Origin of the sequence: Streptomyces naganishii JCM 4654 (assembly GCF_014650575.1) — a bacterium.
Lineage (GTDB): Bacteria > Actinomycetota > Actinomycetes > Streptomycetales > Streptomycetaceae > Streptomyces > Streptomyces naganishii.
In genome coordinates, this window is the sequence record NZ_BMVF01000002.1 from 40,594 (window position 1) to 55,733 (window position 15,140).

Genomic DNA, 15,140 nt, shown 5'->3' on the forward strand with positions numbered 1-15,140 from the left:
ACTGCAAATCGTCCCACGCCCGGGTGGGAACGTACTCCGCGGGAGCGTGATCCCCGCCACTGCGACCATGGTGAGGGGGGTCAGGGTCTACTCTCCTGGCACGGCCCCCGCCACCCTCAGGGAGCCGGTCCCCACTCGCCGCTACTTACCCGGGAGTCACCACCGTGACCGACGTGATCAACGGCGTCCTGAACACCCTGTTCCACTCGGAGCAGGGAGGTCATGAGCAAGTCGTGCTCTGTCAGGACCGCGCCAGCGGCCTCAAGGCCGTGATCGCCATCCACTCCACCGCCCTGGGCCCCGCGCTCGGCGGTACGCGCTTCTACCCGTACGCGAACGAGGAGGACGCCGTCGCCGACGCGCTGAACCTCGCGCGCGGAATGTCGTACAAGAACGCCATGGCCGGGCTCGGCCACGGCGGTGGCAAGGCCGTGATCATCGGCGACCCGGAGCTGGTCAAGACCGAGGAGCTGCTGCTCGCCTACGGGCGGATGGTGGCCTCGCTCGGCGGGCGTTACGTCACCGCGTGCGACGTCGGCACCTACGTGGCCGACATGGACGTCGTCGCGCGCGAGTGCCGCTGGACGACCGGACGCTCGCCGGAGAACGGCGGCGCGGGCGACTCCTCGGTGCTCACCGCCTTCGGCGTCTACCAGGGCATGCGGGCCTCCGCCCAGCACGTGTGGGGCGACCCCTCGCTGCGCGACCGCAAGGTGGGCATCGCCGGCGTCGGCAAGGTGGGCCACCACCTCGTGCGCCACCTGCTCGACGAGGGCGCCGAGGTCGTGATCACCGACGTGCGCGAGGACGCGGTACGGCGCGTGCTCGAGCAGCACCCCGGGGTGCGGGCCGTCGCCGACACCGACGCGCTGATCCGGACCGAGGGCCTGGACGTCTACGCCCCCTGCGCCCTCGGCGGCGCCCTGAACGACGACACCGTGCCGGTGCTGACCGCGAAGGTGGTGTGCGGCGCTGCCAACAACCAGCTCGCCCACCCCGGCGTCGAGAAGGACCTCGCCGACCGCGGGATCCTCTACGCGCCGGACTACGTGGTGAACGCCGGCGGTGTCATCCAGGTCGCCGACGAGCTGCACGGATTCGACTTCGACCGGTGCAGGGCGAAGGCCGCGAAGATCTTCGACACCACGCTCGCCATATTCGCACGTGCGAAGGACGACGGGATTCCGCCGGCCGCCGCGGCCGACCGGATCGCCGAGCAGCGGATGGCGGAGGCCCGCACCGCGGCCGCCGGCACGCGGTGACGAAGCGGGTGTCGTTCGTTTGACCGGTACCTGCCGGTGGACAGTTGGAGAGAACTCTCACTTCCACCGGCGGGTCGTCGGCCAATAAGTGGTTAAAATCGCCATTGACCAGCGAGGACGGGGCGCCTCAACGGTTCTGTGCACACGCGCGTGCTGCGGGCGACGTACCGTATGGGCGTGGGCTCAGGTACCGTGGAAGCCCTACGGACCGGTCTCTCCGAGGAGAGCCCGTTCCGGATCATGAACGCGTGTCAGACTCTGGGGCCGTTGAGCCCCGTCGTTGAGGGGGTCGAGCCATGGGGCGCGGCCGGGCCAAGGCCAAGCAGACGAAGGTCGCCCGCCAGCTGAAGTACAACAGCGGTGGGACGGACCTCTCACGCCTGGCCGAGGAGCTGGGCGCATCGACGTCGAACCAGTCGCCGAACGGCGACCGCTTCGAGGACGATGAGCATGACGACGACCTTTACGCACGGTACGCCGAGCTCTACGAGGACGACGAAGAGGACGAGGACGACGACTCCTCGCACCAGCGTCGCCGCGGCGCTTGACCTTGCTTCGACCACTGCCCGGTCCGTGGGTTTCCACGGACCGGGTTCTGTGCTGTCCGCGGGTCGGCCATCGCCGTCGGGGTGCCCGCGGGGCCTCGCGGCCCCCGGACCCCGGCCTCAGCTCGCGTAGTCGCCCACCAGTTCCGCACCCGTGGTGTGCTCGCCGCGGTCGGTGATCTCGCCGGCCACCCAGGCGTCGACCCCGCGGTCGGCCAGGGTGGCGAGGGCCACGTCCGCCGACTCCTGCGGCACGATCGCGATCATGCCGACGCCCATGTTGAGCGTCTTCTCCAGCTCGAGCCGCTCGACGCCGCCGCTGCGGCCCACGAGGTCGAACACCGGGGCGGGGGCCCAGGTCGCGCGGTCGACCACGGCGTGCAGGGTGTCGGGGATCACACGGGCCAGGTTGGCGGCGAGCCCGCCGCCGGTGACGTGGCTGAAGGCGTGCACGTCGGTGGTGCGGGTCAGCGCCAGGCAGTCCAGCGAGTAGATCTTGGTGGGCTCCAGCAGTTCCTCGCCGAGGGTGCGGCCGAAGTCCTCCACACGCGTGTCCAGCGACATCCCGGCGCGGTCCAGCAGGACGTGCCGGACGAGGGAGTACCCGTTGGAGTGAAGACCGGAGGACGCCATGGCGACGACCGCGTCACCCTTACGGATGCGATCCGCGCCGAGCAGCCGGTCAGCCTCCACGACGCCCGTACCGGCGCCGGCGACGTCGAAGTCGTCCTCGCCCAGCAGGCCCGGGTGTTCGGCCGTCTCACCGCCCACCAGGGCGCACCCGGCCAGCACACAGCCCTCGGCGATGCCCTTGACGATGGCGGCGACCCGCTCGGGGTGGACCTTGCCGACGCAGATGTAGTCGGTCATGAACAGCGGCTCGGCGCCGCACACCACGATGTCGTCCATGACCATGGCGACCAGGTCGTGGCCGATGGTGTCGTACACGCCGAGCCGGCGGGCGATGTCGACCTTGGTGCCGACGCCGTCCGTGGCGGAGGCGAGCAGCGGGCGCTCGTAGCGCTTGAGAGCGGAGGCGTCGAAGAGGCCGGCGAAGCCGCCGAGGCCGCCGAGCACCTCGGGGCGCCGGGTCTTGCGCACCCACTCCTTCATCAGCTCGACGGCGCGGTCGCCCGCCTCGATGTCGACGCCCGCGGTTGCGTAGCTGGCGCCGCCCTCGGCAGTCGGGGTCTCAGACATGACGATGAGAACTTTCGTGTCGTACGGCAGTGATACGGCCGTCTACGGGCGGCGGATGGCGTCGGCGGCGGCCGTGGCGGCGGGGCCGGCGGCCAGCTCGGTCTCCAGCAGCTGCTTGCCGAGCAGCTCGGGGTCCGGGAGCTCCATCGGGTACTCGCCGTCGAAGCAGGCCCGGCACAGGTTCGGCTTGGCGATGGTGGTCGCCTCGATCATGCCGTCGATGGAGATGTACGACAGCGAGTCGGCGCCGAGTGAGGTGCCGATCTCGTCGATGCTCATGCCGTTGGCGATGAGTTCGGCGCGGGTGGCGAAGTCGATGCCGAAGAAGCAGGGCCACTTCACCGGCGGGGAGGAGATCCGGATGTGGACCTCGGCGGCGCCCGCCTCGCGCAGCATGCGGACCAGGGCGCGCTGGGTGTTGCCGCGCACGATCGAGTCGTCGACGACGACCAGCCGCTTGCCCTTGATGACTTCCTTCAGCGGGTTCAGCTTCAGGCGGATGCCGAGCTGGCGGATGGTCTGCGAGGGCTGGATGAAGGTGCGGCCCACATAGGCGTTCTTCACCAGGCCGGCGCCGAAGGGGATGCCGGAGGCCTCCGCGTAGCCGATCGCGGCGGGGGTGCCGGACTCCGGGGTCGCTATGACCAGGTCGGCCTCGACCGGGGCCTCCTTCGCCAGCCTGCGGCCCATCTCCACGCGGGAGAGGTAGACGTTGCGGCCGGCGATGTCGGTGTCGGGGCGGGCCAGGTACACGTACTCGAAGACACAGCCCTTGGGCTTCGCTTCCGCGAATCGGGAGGTGCGCAGGCCGTTCTCGTCGATGGCGACGAACTCGCCCGGCTCGATCTCGCGGACGAAGCTGGCGCCGGTGATGTCCAGCGCGGCGGTCTCGGAGGCGACGACCCAGCCGCGCTCGAGGCGGCCGAGGACCAGCGGGCGGATGCCCTGCGGGTCGCGGGCGGCGTAGAGGGTGTGCTCGTCCATGAAGACGAGGGAGAAGGCGCCACGGACCTTCGGCAGGACCGTGTGGGCGGCCTCCTCGATGGTCAGCGGCTTGCCGTCCTCGTCGACCTGGGCCGCGAGGAGCGCGGTGAGCAGGTCGGTGTCGTTGGTCGCGGCGACGCGGGCCGAGCGGCTGTTGCCCTCCTTGGGCAGCTCGGCGACCATCGCGGCGAGCTGGGCGGTGTTGACCAGGTTGCCGTTGTGGCCGAGCGCGATGGAGCCGTGCGCGGTGGCACGGAACGTCGGCTGCGCGTTCTCCCAGACCGAGGCGCCGGTCGTGGAGTAGCGGGCGTGACCGACAGCGATGTGGCCCTGGAGCGAACCGAGGGAGGTCTCGTCGAACACCTGCGAGACCAGGCCCATGTCCTTGAAGACGAGGATCTGGGAGCCGTTGCTGACCGCGATTCCCGCGGATTCCTGGCCCCGATGCTGGAGGGCGTAGAGCCCGAAGTACGTGAGCTTTGCGACCTCTTCGCCCGGAGCCCAGACACCGAAGACGCCGCACGCGTCCTGGGGGCCTTTCTCACCGGGGAGCAGATCGTGATTGAGTCGACCGTCACCACGTGGCACGGCTCCGAGTGTAGGCGAGGTCGACCACTGGTCCGAATTCGGGATCCGCGCCGGTAGTGGAGCAACGGAGCGCGACCGCTGCCACCGCTCCGCTGTCTTCGCAGGTCACGCGGGGCGCGGTAGTGATCGTCCGGCGTCCTGCGGGCCGCCTGCGGGCTCCCGCCGGGCTCGTCGGCCGGGCGCGTGAGTGAGGTGTCGCACATCCTTCGGGCGGGCGGGCCCGCGCTGTACGCCGTACGGTCCGGCCCGGCCGGGCTCAGGACATGATCGGCAGCAGCGCACCGAGGTCGGCCCGCTCCCCGCTCGCACTGACCCGGGCCTCCTCGACCGCCTCCCGCCACGCCGTGCGCCCGGTGGCCAGCCGGACCCAGGTCAGCGGGTCGGTCTCGACCACGTTGGGCGGGGTGCCGCGCGTGTGCCGGGGGCCCTCCACGCACTGCACGACCGCGTACGGCGGCACCCGCACCTCGGTCGACCCGCCGGGCGCCTTCACGGCGAGCGCGTCGGCGAGCAGCCGGGTGCAGGCGGCCAGCGCCTGGCGCTCGAAGGGCACCTCCAGGCCGGGCACGGCGGCGTTCAGGTCGTCGGTGTGGACGACGAGTTCGACGGTGCGGGTGACGAGGTAGTCGGCGAGCGGCAGGGCGCCGGCGTTGGTGGCCAGCAGGCGGGTGCCGGGGTGCTCGTCGAGCTGCCGTACGAGGTCCTCCTCGACGCCCGCGAGATAGGCGTCCAGGTCGGTGTGCTCGCCGGCGAGCCGCCGCGTGAAGTCGTCGATGGCCGAGGAGCTGGCGGCGGTGGCGAACGGCCAGTCCAGCAGCACCGCGTCCTGCCGGGCCGGCTCGGGCAACTCCAGCGCGCGCCCGATCGCCGTGACCGCCATCCCGATGTGCGCGACCAGCTCCCGGACCGTCCAGTCGCCCAGCCGGGTCGGCAGCGCCGGCTGCTCCCCGGTCAGCCCCCGCACGCCCTCGCGCACCAGCCCCAGCTGCCCGAGCACCGCCGCACGGATCTTCACCGGGTCATAGGTCCGGGCACGCTTCTTGGCGGATGGCATGCCGCAGAGCCTAGTCGCCGCGCCGGCGGCGGGTTCACGTACACCTGACGGCTGCTCGGGACCGGTGACTGCCCGTGCTCTCCTCCGTCGGGCAAGGCGGGGTCGTCCTCCGGGTACCGGCCGCCGGCAGCCGTCGCGGCGTGTACCGCCAGGTGCCGTGGTCCAGGACGCAGGAGGGGCCCGGCCGCCGAAGCGGTCGGGCCCCTGCTTGCCGGTGGGCTAGGTCAGGAGGGACGGAATGGTGGTCTCGTGGGCCTCGCGGAGTTCGGCCAGGGACAGTTCGAACTCGCCCTGGACCTCGACCGTCTCGCCGTCGACGACGCCGATGCGGGTGGCGGGCAGGCCGCGCGCGCCGCACATGTCGTTGAAGCGGACCTCCTCCGAGCGCGGCACCGCCACGATCGCGCGGCCCGCCGACTCCGACAGCAGGAAGGTGAACGCGTCCAGCCCGTCCGGTACGACCAGACGCGCGCCCTTGCCGCCGAGCAGCGCGGACTCCACGACCGCCTGGATCAGACCGCCGTCGGACAGGTCGTGCGCGGAGTCGATCATGCCGTCGCGGGAGGCGGAGATCAGGATCTCGGCCAGCAGCCGCTCGCGCTCCAGGTCGACCTTGGGCGGCAGGCCGCCGAGGTGGTCGTGGACGACCTGGGACCAGGCCGAGCCGCCGAACTCCTCGCGGGTGTCGCCCAGGAGGTACAGCAGCTGGCCCTCCTCCTGGAAGGCGACCGGGGTGCGGCGGGCCACGTCGTCGATCACGCCGAGGACGGCGACGACCGGCGTCGGGTGGATGGCGGCCTCGCCGGTCTGGTTGTAGAGCGAGACGTTGCCGCCGGTCACGGGCGTGCCGAGCTGCAGGCAGCCGTCCGCCAGACCGCGCACGGCCTCCGCGAACTGCCACATCACCGCCGGGTCCTCGGGCGAGCCGAAGTTCAGGCAGTCGGAGACCGCGAGGGGCTTGGCGCCCGTGGTCGCCACGTTGCGGTACGCCTCCGCCAGCGCCAGCTGCGCGCCCGTGTACGGGTCGAGCTTGGCGTAGCGGCCGTTGCCGTCCGTGGCGAGGGCGACGCCGAGGCCGGTCTCCTCGTCGATGCGGATCATGCCGGAGTCCTCCGGCATGGCGAGCACGGTGTTGCCCTGCACGAAGTGGTCGTACTGCTGGGCGATCCACTTCTTGGAGGCCTGGTTGGGGGAGGCCACCAGCTTCAGGACCTGCGCCTTCAGCTCCTCCGCCGACCGCGGGCGGGGCAGCTTGCCGGCGTCGTCGGCCTGGAGGGCGTCCTGCCAGTCGGGGCGGGCGTACGGGCGCTCGTAGACCGGGCCCTCGTGGGCGACCGTGCGCGGGTCGACGTCGACGATCTTGCCGCCGTGCCAGTAGATCTCCAGGCGGTCGCCGTCGGTCACCTCGCCGATGACGGTGGCGATGACGTCCCACTTGGCGCAGATCTCGAGGAACCGGTCGACCTTCTCCGGCTCGACGACCGCGCACATGCGCTCCTGCGACTCGCTCATGAGGATCTCCTCGGGCGAGAGCGTGGAGTCGCGCAGGGGCACGTCGTCCAGGGTGACGCGCATGCCGCCGGAGCCGTTGGAGGCGAGCTCGCTGGTGGCGCAGGACAGGCCGGCCGCGCCGAGGTCCTGGATGCCGACGACGAGCTTCTCGGCGAAGGCCTCCAGGGTGCACTCGATGAGCAGCTTCTCCTGGAAGGGGTCGCCGACCTGGACGGCGGGACGCTTGGAGGGCTTGGCGTCGTCGAAGGTCTCCGACGCCAGGATCGACGCGCCGCCGATGCCGTCGCCGCCGGTCCTGGCGCCGTACAGGATGACCTTGTTGCCCGCGCCGGAGGCCTTGGCGAGGTGGATGTCCTCGTGCCGCATCACGCCGATGCAGCCGGCGTTGACCAGCGGGTTGCCCTGGTAGCAGGCGTCGAAGACGACCTCGCCGCCGATGTTGGGCAGGCCCAGGCAGTTGCCGTAGCCGCCGATGCCCGCGACCACGCCGGGCAGGACCCGCTTGGTGTCGGGGTGGTCGGCCGCGCCGAAGCGCAGCGGGTCGACGACCGCGACCGGACGCGCGCCCATCGCGATGATGTCGCGCACGATGCCGCCGACGCCCGTGGCCGCGCCCTGGTAGGGCTCCACGTAGGAGGGGTGGTTGTGCGACTCCACCTTGAAGGTGACGGCGTAGCCCTGGCCGACGTCGACGACGCCGGCGTTCTCGCCGATGCCGACGAGCATGGCGTCGTTCTCGGGGGCCTTCTCGCCGAACTGGCGGAGGTGGACCTTGGAGGACTTGTACGAGCAGTGCTCGGACCACATCACGGAGTACATGGCGAGCTCGGCGCCGGTGGGGCGGCGGCCGAGGATCTCCACCACCCGCTCGTACTCGTCCTTCTTCAGGCCGAGTTCGGCCCAGGGCAGCTCGACGTCGGGGGTCGCGGCCGCGTGCTCGACCGTGTCCAGAGGCGTCCTGCTCATGCGGTGACCAGCTTCTTGAGGATCGAGGTGAAGAAGGGCAGGCCGTCGGTGCGGCCGGTGCCGATCAGCGGCTCGGTGGCGTGCTCGGGGTGCGGCATCAGGCCGACGACGTTGCCGGCCTCGTTGGTGATGCCGGCGATGTCGCGCAGCGAGCCGTTGGGGTTGACGTCGAGGTAGCGGAAGGCGACGCGGCCCTCCGCCTCCAGTTTGTCGAGGGTGTACTCGTCGGCGACGTACCGGCCGTCCATGTTCTTCAGCGGGATGAAGATCTCCTGGCCCTCGCTGTAGTCGGCGGTCCAGGCGGTCTCCGCGTTCTCCACCCGCAGCTTCTGGTCGCGGCAGATGAAGTGCAGGTGGTCGTTGCCGAGCATCGCGCCGGGCAGGAGGTGGGCCTCGGTGAGGACCTGGAAGCCGTTGCAGATGCCGAGGACCGGCAGACCGGCCTTCGCCTGCTCGATGACGGTTCCCATCACCGGAGAGAAGCGGGAGATGGCGCCGGCCCGCAGATAGTCGCCGTAGGAGAAACCGCCGGGCAGGACGACCGCGTCGACCTGCTTGAGATCCTTGTCCTTGTGCCAGAGGGCGACCGGTTCCGCGCCCGCGAGGCGGATCGCGCGCTGGGTGTCCCGGTCGTCGAGACTGCCCGGGAAAGTGACGACGCCAATACGTGCGGTCACTTCGCGGCCCCCGCGACCACGTCGTCGGACTCGACCTTGACGGTGAAGTCCTCGATCACGGTGTTGGCGAGGAAGGATTCGGCAAGATCGTGAATGCGGGCGAGCGCGGCCTCGTCGACCGGCCCGTCAACTTCCAGTTCGAATCGCTTTCCCTGACGTACGTCGGAGATGCCTTCGAAACCCAGGCGCGGCAGTGCGCGCTGCACCGCCTGGCCCTGGGGGTCGAGGATCTCCGGCTTGAGCATGACGTCGACTACGACGCGTGCCACTGGCACTCCCGGTGTGTGGTGCTGAGCAGGTTCCTTCAGACTACCCGCCCAAAATTTCTACACGGGTAGATTCGTAGGAATCTACGTGACGGCCATCACGATCCGGCATCGTGGGGGGTGCATCGTGAAAAGTTCTGGGAAAGTTCGGCGATCCGCTCCCGATCCGCATTGCACTGGGACACGCGGAGAGATTTAGTCGGGCTTCACTTTCCAATGCCCGGCACTGTACAAATGAATTGGCAACAGCCGATACTTTCCGGCGGTAACAGGCGGACAGCCGACATCTCGCGAACATCTCCCCATGCCCCGCAGGTCGTGACGGAGCACGTGGACGCAGTGATGTCGCACGAAGGGACCGATATTCGTGGCGCAGCGTGTCGTGGTCACTCTCTTTGACGACATGGACGGCTCGGAAGCGGCGGAGACGATCGCCTTCGGACTGGACGGCAAGTTCTACGAGATCGACTTGAACCAAGCCAATGCCAGGAAACTGCGTAAGGCCCTCGAGCCGTACGTGGAGGCCGGGCGCAAGCGGTCGAAGTCGGGCAAGGCGTACCGGCAGACGGAGGTCGCCCCCGACCCCGCGGCCGTCCGCGCCTGGGCGCAGGCCAACAAGATGGAGGTGCCGGCCCGCGGCCGCATCCCCAAGAAGGTCTACGAGGCGTTCAGCGCGGCCCAGTGAGGCCGCCGGGCTCCGCCTGCCGCCGAGGCGGGCGGCCCGGGCGGCAGGGGCGGGCGCACGTGCCGCCCGGGCCGGGTTCCAGGGTCCGTCAGCGGGCCCTGGGGACAACCGACTTGCGCAACCCCCCTGCTGATCAGCTAATGTCTGGAGCACGCCGAGGGGCGCGGCCGAAAGGCCGGGACCCACGGAGTACACGCGGGTGTAGTTCAGTAGCAGAACATCCCCCTTCCAGGGGGAAGGCGCAGTGTGCGATTCCTGTCACCCGCTCTGCACCGCCGGTCCGGACCACTCTTGTGGATCAGGTAGGCTGGTGCTCGCGCCGATCGGTGGGAGCCGGTCGGAGGCAATGCGGACGTAGCTCAGTTGGTAGAGCGCAACCTTGCCAAGGTTGAGGTCGCGAGTTCGAGCCTCGTCGTCCGCTCCAGAGAAACCCCGGTCACACGACCGGGGTTTTTTCGTGCCTCTCCCTTCCCTCTCCCTTCCCTCACCCGTTCCCCGTCCACGCCGCTCGTTTCCGCGCGTCTGACATTTGTCATGCCGAGAGATGACACCGCGCACTGCTGCCCGGCCCCGGCCGCCGGGACGCTGAGGACATGGACAACGACGAACACGAGCACGTGATCGAGGTCGCAGGCCTCCGGCGTGTCTACGGGGGCGGGTTCGAGGCGGTGCGCGGCATCACCTTCCACGTGGACCGCGGCGAGGTATTCGCCCTGCTGGGCACCAACGGCGCCGGCAAGACCTCGACGGTCGAGCTCCTGGAGGGCCTCGCGGCCCCGGCCGGCGGGCGCGTGCGCGTCCTGGGCCACGACCCCCGCACCGAGCGGGCCGCGGTACGGCCGCGCACCGGCGTGATGCTCCAGGAGGGCGGCTTCCCCTCCGAGCTGACCGTCGCCGAGACCGCGCGGATGTGGGCCGGCTGCGTGAGCGGGGCGCGCCCCGTCGGGGAGGTGCTGGCCCAGGTCGGCCTCGGGCGGCGCACCGACGTCCGGGTCAAGCAGCTCTCCGGCGGCGAGCGGCGGCGCCTCGACCTGGCGCTCGCGCTGCTCGGCGACCCGGAGGTGCTGTTCCTGGACGAGCCGACCACCGGGCTCGACGCCGAAGGGCGCCGGGAGACCTGGGAGTTGGTGCGGTCGCTGCGCGAGAGCGGGACGACCGTGCTCCTCACCACGCACTACCTGGAGGAGGCCGAGGGCCTCGCCGACCGGCTCGCCATCCTGCACGAGGGACGCATCGCCGCGGCCGGCACCCCGGCCGAGGTCACGGCCGCCCAGCCCGCCCGGATCACCTTCGAACTGCCCGACGGGTACTTCCTGGGCGACCTGCCCCCGCTCGCCGCCCTCGGCGTGTGCGGCCACGAGACCGACGGCCGCGTCGTACGGCTGCGTACCCGCCGGCTCCAGCACACGGCCACCGAACTGCTGCTGTGGGCGCGGCGGGCCGGGCTGGAACTGCGGGGCCTGGACGCCCGGGCGGCCTCGCTGGAGGAGGCGTTCCTCACCATCGCCCGGGAGGCGTCCGCCGCACAGGAACCCACACGGACACAGGAGTACGCGGCATGAGCGGCACCCTCACCACACCCGCCGGGCGCATGACCGCGCTCGCCCGCGCCGAACTCACCCTGCTCGGGCGGAGCAGGAGCACCGTCGTCACGGCTCTGTTCGTGCCGCTGGTGCTGCCGTTCACCGTGCGCTCGGCGGTCGAGCAGATGGACCTGAAGGGCACCGGGCTCACGGTGGGCCTGATCCTGCTGCCCGCCGCCATCGGCTTCTCGCTGCTGTTCGCCGTGTACTCCACGCTCGTCGGCGCGTTCGCCGCCCGGCGCGAGCAGCTCGTCCTCAAGCGGCTGCGCACCGGCGAGCTGCGCGACGCCGAGATCCTCGCCGGGGCCGCGCTGCCCGCCGCCCTCACGGGCCTCGCGCAGTCGCTGCTCCTGGCGGCCGGGTGCACGGCCCTGCTGCACGTGCCCGCGCCGCGCGCTCCCCAACTGGCCGTGCTGGGGCTGCTGCTGGGGCTCGCCCTGAGCGTGGTCCTCGCCGCGGTCACCGCGGGCTTCACCCGCACCGCCGAGAGCGCCCAGGTCACCTCGATCCCGCTGGTGCTGGTGACCATGATGGGCTCCGGGCTCGCCGTGCCGCTCCAGATGCTGCCCGACCGGCTGGCCGCCGCCTGCGCGCTGCTGCCGCTGACCCCGGCTATGACCCTGGTGCGGGACGGCTGGACCGGCGGGGCGGACGCGGGCGAGGTGCTGCGCGCGGTGGCGCTGGCGCTGGCCTGGCTGGTCCTCGGGGTGTTTGCTGTACGGCGTTGGTTCCGCTGGGAGCCACGGCGCTGAGGGGGGCGGGGGGAACATGCGGGGACCGGGAAGCTGGTGGCGGAAGAAGAGCACGCCGGCCAAGGTCGAGACGTACACGCGGTGGTCGTTCCATCTCTTCGCGCTGCTCGAGGTTCCGGCGATCGGCTTGCCGGCCTTCGCCCGGGCGGGGGCGGGGCTCGGGGCCTCGCTCGCGGCGATCGTGACGGTGCACGCCGCCGCCTGCGCGGTGACCGCGTCCCGGGCGCTCCACTGGACACGCGGCCGGCGCGGTCAGCCCCTGCTCCTGCTGCGGGCGCTCGGCACGCTCACCGCCGTCCTCGCCCTGGCCGCGCTCGTCGTCGAGACGCACGCGACGCCGGGCGGCGGGGCGGGCACCGCCGCCGGCGGCGTCTTCGCGGGAGTGCCGGCCTTCGGCGCCGGCACGCTCGCCCTCGGCACGCGCAGCCGACGCCGTGCCTTCGCGGTGGTCGCGGGGTTCGCGGCCGGTTGCGGACTGGCCGCGCCGGTGCTGGGCCTGCCCGCCGCCGCGGCTCTCGTCACCACCGTCCTCGTACTGGTGGCCGGCGGCTTCCTCGCCTTCACCTCGGTCTTCTCCGTCTGGCTGCTGAACGCCGTCTACGAACTCGACGCCGCGCGCGAGACCCGCGCCCGGCTCGCGGTCGCCGAGGAACGGCTGCGGTTCGGGCGGGACCTGCACGACGTGATGGGCCGCGACCTCGCGGTGATCGCGCTGAAGGCGGAGCTGGCCGTGCGGCTGGGCCGGCGCGGGCGGCCCGAGGCGGTGGAGCAGATGATCGAGGTGCAGCGGCTCGCGCACGAGTCGCAGCGCGAGGTGCGCGCGGTGGTCCGCGGCTACCGCGAGGTGGACCTCGGCGCCGAACTCGCAGGTGCGCGGGGCGTCCTGACGGCGGCCGGCATCGACTGCTCGGTCACCGGCTCGGCCCCCGGCCTCCCGGCCCCGGTGCGGTCCGCGCTCGGCTGGGTCGTACGGGAGGCCACGACGAACGTGCTCCGGCACGGCGACGCCCGGCGGTGCGCCGTGTCCCTGCGGGTGACGGACGGTCTCGCCGAGCTGTCCGTCGAGAACGACGGCGTGCCCGACCCGCCCGCCGGCGACCGGCCGGGTTCCGGACTCGCCGGGCTGCGCGAACGCCTCCAGGAACTCGACGGCACCCTGCGGGCCGGCTCCGCGGGCCCCGGGCGCTTCCGGCTGACCGCCGCGATACCCCTGCCGGCGACCGCCGTGACGGAGGTGACGGCCGGTACCGCGGACACCACCGGTACGGCGGATACCACCGGTACGAGGGCGGCTGCCCTGAACCGAGAGACCAGCGAGGCCGCTCCATGACGACACCAACCGCCAAATCCGCCGCCACGGCGCCCGCCGGACCGGTCCGGCTGCTGCTCGCCGACGACGAGCACCTGATCCGGGGCGCGCTCGCCGCGCTGCTCGCCCTGGAGGACGACCTGCTGGTCGTCGCGGAGGCGGCCAGCGGCCCGGAGGCGCTGGCCATGGCCCGGGCGCACGTCCCGGACGTGGCCGTGCTCGATCTCCAGATGCCCGGCGCGGACGGTGTGAAGGTCGCCACATCGCTGCGGGCCGAGCTGCCGGGCTGCCGGGTGCTGATCGTCACCGGTCACGGGCGGCCCGGGCATCTGAAGCGGGCGCTCGAGGCGGGTGTGCGCGGGTTCGTCCCGAAGACCCTCAGTGCCCGGCGGCTCGCCGAGATCATCCGTACCGTCCACGCCGGAAACCGGTACGTCGACCCCGAGTTGGCCGCCGACGCGATCTCCTCCGGTGACTCCCCCCTGACCTCGCGTGAGGCGGAGGTGCTGGAGCTCGCCGCCGACGGGGCGCCGGTGGCGGAGATCGCCGAGCGGGCCTCCCTCTCGCCGGGCACCGTGCGCAACTACCTGTCGTCCGCCATGACCAAGCTGGGCGCCGAGAACCGGCATGCGGCGGTAAGGCTCGCGCGGGAGCGAGGTTGGGTATAGTTGGCCTCGCGCCACGGCGCAACGCGGACGTAGCTCAGTTGGTAGAGCGCAACCTTGCCAAGGTTGAGGTCGCGAGTTCGAGCCTCGTCGTCCGCTCCACAGTGAAGGCCCCGGTCACCGACCGGGGCCTTCGTCGTGCGCTCAGCTCCAGGGGGTGCCGGTCAGCCGCTCGTAGGCCTCGACGTACTTGACCCGGGTCGCCTCGACGACCCGCTCGGGCAGCGGCGGCGGGGGCTGCTCGCTGTGGCGGTCCCAGCCGGACTCGGCGGAGGTCAGCCAGTCACGGACGAACTGCTTGTCGTACGACGGCTGCGCGCGCCCCGGCTGCCACTGGTCGGCCGGCCAGAACCGGGAGGAGTCCGGGGTGAGCACCTCGTCGGCGATGACGAGTGTGTCCCCGTCGAAACCGAACTCGAACTTGGTGTCGGCGAGGATGATCCCCCGCTCCCGGGCGATGTCCCGGGCCCGGCCGTAGACGGCGAGGGTGGCCTGGCGCAGGTGGGCGGCGGTCTCGGCGCCGACCTGGCGGGCGACCTCCTCGTAGGAGACGTTCTCGTCGTGCTCGCCGACCTCGGCCTTGGTGGCCGGGGTGAAGATCGGACCGGGAAGCTCGGAGCCGTCGACCAGGCCCTCGGGCAGGGCGAGTCCGCAGACCGTGCGGGTCTGGTCGTACTCGGTCAGGCCCGAGCCGGTGAGGTAGCCGCGGGCCACGCACTCCACGGGGATCATCCGCAGCGACTTGCAGACCAGGGTGCGGCCGGCCCAGTCGGCGGGGGCGCCCTCGGGCAGTTCGGTGCCGATGACGTGGTTGGGGACCAGGTCGGCGAGCTTGTCGAACCACCACAGGGACAGCTGCGTGAGGATGCGGCCCTTGTCGGGGATCTCGGTGGGCAGCACCCAGTCGTAGGCGGACATGCGGTCGCTGGCGACCATCACGAGGTCGCCCGCCTCGTTCTGGTACAGCTCGCGCACCTTGCCGGTGTGCAGATGCACCAGGCCCGGAACCTGGATCGGCTCGGGCTTTTCGACGAATCCGGACACGGTTCCTCCCCGTGGTTCTGTCCAATGCCCCGATTCTCCCGTATCGGG

At 71.6% G+C, this 15,140-nt stretch carries 14 protein-coding genes and 3 tRNA genes; 10 read left to right on the top strand and 7 right to left on the bottom strand.

What is annotated here, in order from left to right:
- Nucleotides 1-164: 164 nt before the first annotated feature.
- Both IE217_RS02980 and IE217_RS02985 read left to right on the top strand, forming a co-directional pair.
- Nucleotides 165-1,262 carry a Leu/Phe/Val dehydrogenase gene (locus IE217_RS02980; RefSeq protein ID WP_190176114.1) on the top strand — a complete coding sequence of 366 codons (1,098 nt, stop codon included), beginning with the start codon at nucleotides 165-167 and terminating at the stop codon, nucleotides 1,260-1,262.
- A gap of 296 nt (nucleotides 1,263-1,558) precedes the next feature.
- Nucleotides 1,559-1,810 (top strand): DUF3073 domain-containing protein, encoded by a 252-nt coding sequence (locus IE217_RS02985; protein ID WP_190176115.1) that lies wholly within the window; start codon nucleotides 1,559-1,561, stop codon nucleotides 1,808-1,810.
- 117 nt (nucleotides 1,811-1,927) lie between these two features.
- Here IE217_RS02985 and purM read toward each other — a convergent pair whose 3' ends face one another.
- The 6 genes from purM to purS form a co-directional block, all read right to left on the bottom strand.
- Nucleotides 1,928-3,007: a phosphoribosylformylglycinamidine cyclo-ligase gene (gene purM / locus IE217_RS02990; protein WP_190176116.1), complete on the bottom strand. Its 1,080-nt coding sequence runs from the start codon at nucleotides 3,005-3,007 to the stop codon at nucleotides 1,928-1,930.
- A 42-nt stretch (nucleotides 3,008-3,049) separates the two neighbouring features.
- Nucleotides 3,050-4,579, bottom strand: coding sequence for an amidophosphoribosyltransferase (gene purF, locus IE217_RS02995; protein ID WP_190176117.1), 1,530 nt, complete (start codon nucleotides 4,577-4,579; stop codon nucleotides 3,050-3,052).
- A 256-nt stretch (nucleotides 4,580-4,835) separates the two neighbouring features.
- Nucleotides 4,836-5,633 carry a maleylpyruvate isomerase family mycothiol-dependent enzyme gene (locus IE217_RS03000; protein ID WP_190176118.1) on the bottom strand — a complete coding sequence of 266 codons (798 nt, stop codon included), beginning with the start codon at nucleotides 5,631-5,633 and terminating at the stop codon, nucleotides 4,836-4,838.
- 219 nt (nucleotides 5,634-5,852) lie between these two features.
- Nucleotides 5,853-8,111 (bottom strand): phosphoribosylformylglycinamidine synthase subunit PurL, encoded by a 2,259-nt coding sequence (purL, locus tag IE217_RS03005; protein ID WP_190176119.1) that lies wholly within the window; start codon nucleotides 8,109-8,111, stop codon nucleotides 5,853-5,855.
- Nucleotides 8,108-8,788 (bottom strand): phosphoribosylformylglycinamidine synthase subunit PurQ, encoded by a 681-nt coding sequence (gene purQ, locus IE217_RS03010; RefSeq protein ID WP_190176120.1) that lies wholly within the window; start codon nucleotides 8,786-8,788, stop codon nucleotides 8,108-8,110. The genes purL and purQ overlap by 4 nt, the downstream gene beginning before the upstream one ends.
- A complete protein-coding gene (gene purS / locus IE217_RS03015) occupies nucleotides 8,785-9,057 on the bottom strand; it encodes a phosphoribosylformylglycinamidine synthase subunit PurS (protein WP_190176121.1) in 273 nt (90 codons plus the stop codon). The genes purQ and purS overlap by 4 nt, the downstream gene beginning before the upstream one ends.
- A 364-nt stretch (nucleotides 9,058-9,421) precedes the next feature.
- Between purS and IE217_RS03020 the strand changes: the two genes are divergently transcribed.
- The 8 genes from IE217_RS03020 (at nucleotide 9,422) to IE217_RS03055 (ending at nucleotide 14,150) form a co-directional block, all read left to right on the top strand.
- On the top strand, nucleotides 9,422-9,739 hold the full coding sequence (locus IE217_RS03020; protein ID WP_190176122.1) for a histone-like nucleoid-structuring protein Lsr2: 318 nt from the start codon (nucleotides 9,422-9,424) through the stop codon (nucleotides 9,737-9,739).
- A 195-nt stretch (nucleotides 9,740-9,934) separates the two neighbouring features.
- Nucleotides 9,935-10,006, top strand: a tRNA-Gly gene (locus IE217_RS03025).
- A gap of 81 nt (nucleotides 10,007-10,087) precedes the next feature.
- Nucleotides 10,088-10,163, top strand: a tRNA-Gly gene (locus IE217_RS03030).
- Nucleotides 10,164-10,332: 169 nt separating this feature from the next.
- Nucleotides 10,333-11,301, top strand: coding sequence for an ABC transporter ATP-binding protein (locus tag IE217_RS03035; RefSeq protein ID WP_190176123.1), 969 nt, complete (start codon nucleotides 10,333-10,335; stop codon nucleotides 11,299-11,301).
- Nucleotides 11,298-12,074, top strand: a complete 777-nt coding sequence (locus IE217_RS03040; RefSeq protein ID WP_190176124.1) for an ABC transporter permease — start codon at nucleotides 11,298-11,300, stop codon at nucleotides 12,072-12,074. The genes IE217_RS03035 and IE217_RS03040 overlap by 4 nt, the downstream gene beginning before the upstream one ends.
- Before the next feature lie 16 nt (nucleotides 12,075-12,090).
- The gene (locus IE217_RS03045; protein WP_190176125.1) at nucleotides 12,091-13,404 is read left to right on the top strand and encodes a sensor histidine kinase; all 1,314 of its coding nucleotides are present in this window, start codon (nucleotides 12,091-12,093) and stop codon (nucleotides 13,402-13,404) included.
- On the top strand, nucleotides 13,401-14,051 hold the full coding sequence (locus tag IE217_RS03050; protein ID WP_190176126.1) for a response regulator transcription factor: 651 nt from the start codon (nucleotides 13,401-13,403) through the stop codon (nucleotides 14,049-14,051). Before IE217_RS03045 ends, IE217_RS03050 begins: the two co-directional genes overlap by 4 nt.
- Before the next feature lie 23 nt (nucleotides 14,052-14,074).
- Nucleotides 14,075-14,150: transfer RNA gene (locus IE217_RS03055), tRNA-Gly, on the top strand.
- 42 nt (nucleotides 14,151-14,192) lie between these two features.
- Here IE217_RS03055 and IE217_RS03060 read toward each other — a convergent pair.
- A complete protein-coding gene (locus tag IE217_RS03060; RefSeq protein WP_190176127.1) occupies nucleotides 14,193-15,092 on the bottom strand; it encodes a phosphoribosylaminoimidazolesuccinocarboxamide synthase in 900 nt (299 codons plus the stop codon).
- Nucleotides 15,093-15,140: the final 48 nt, after the last annotated feature.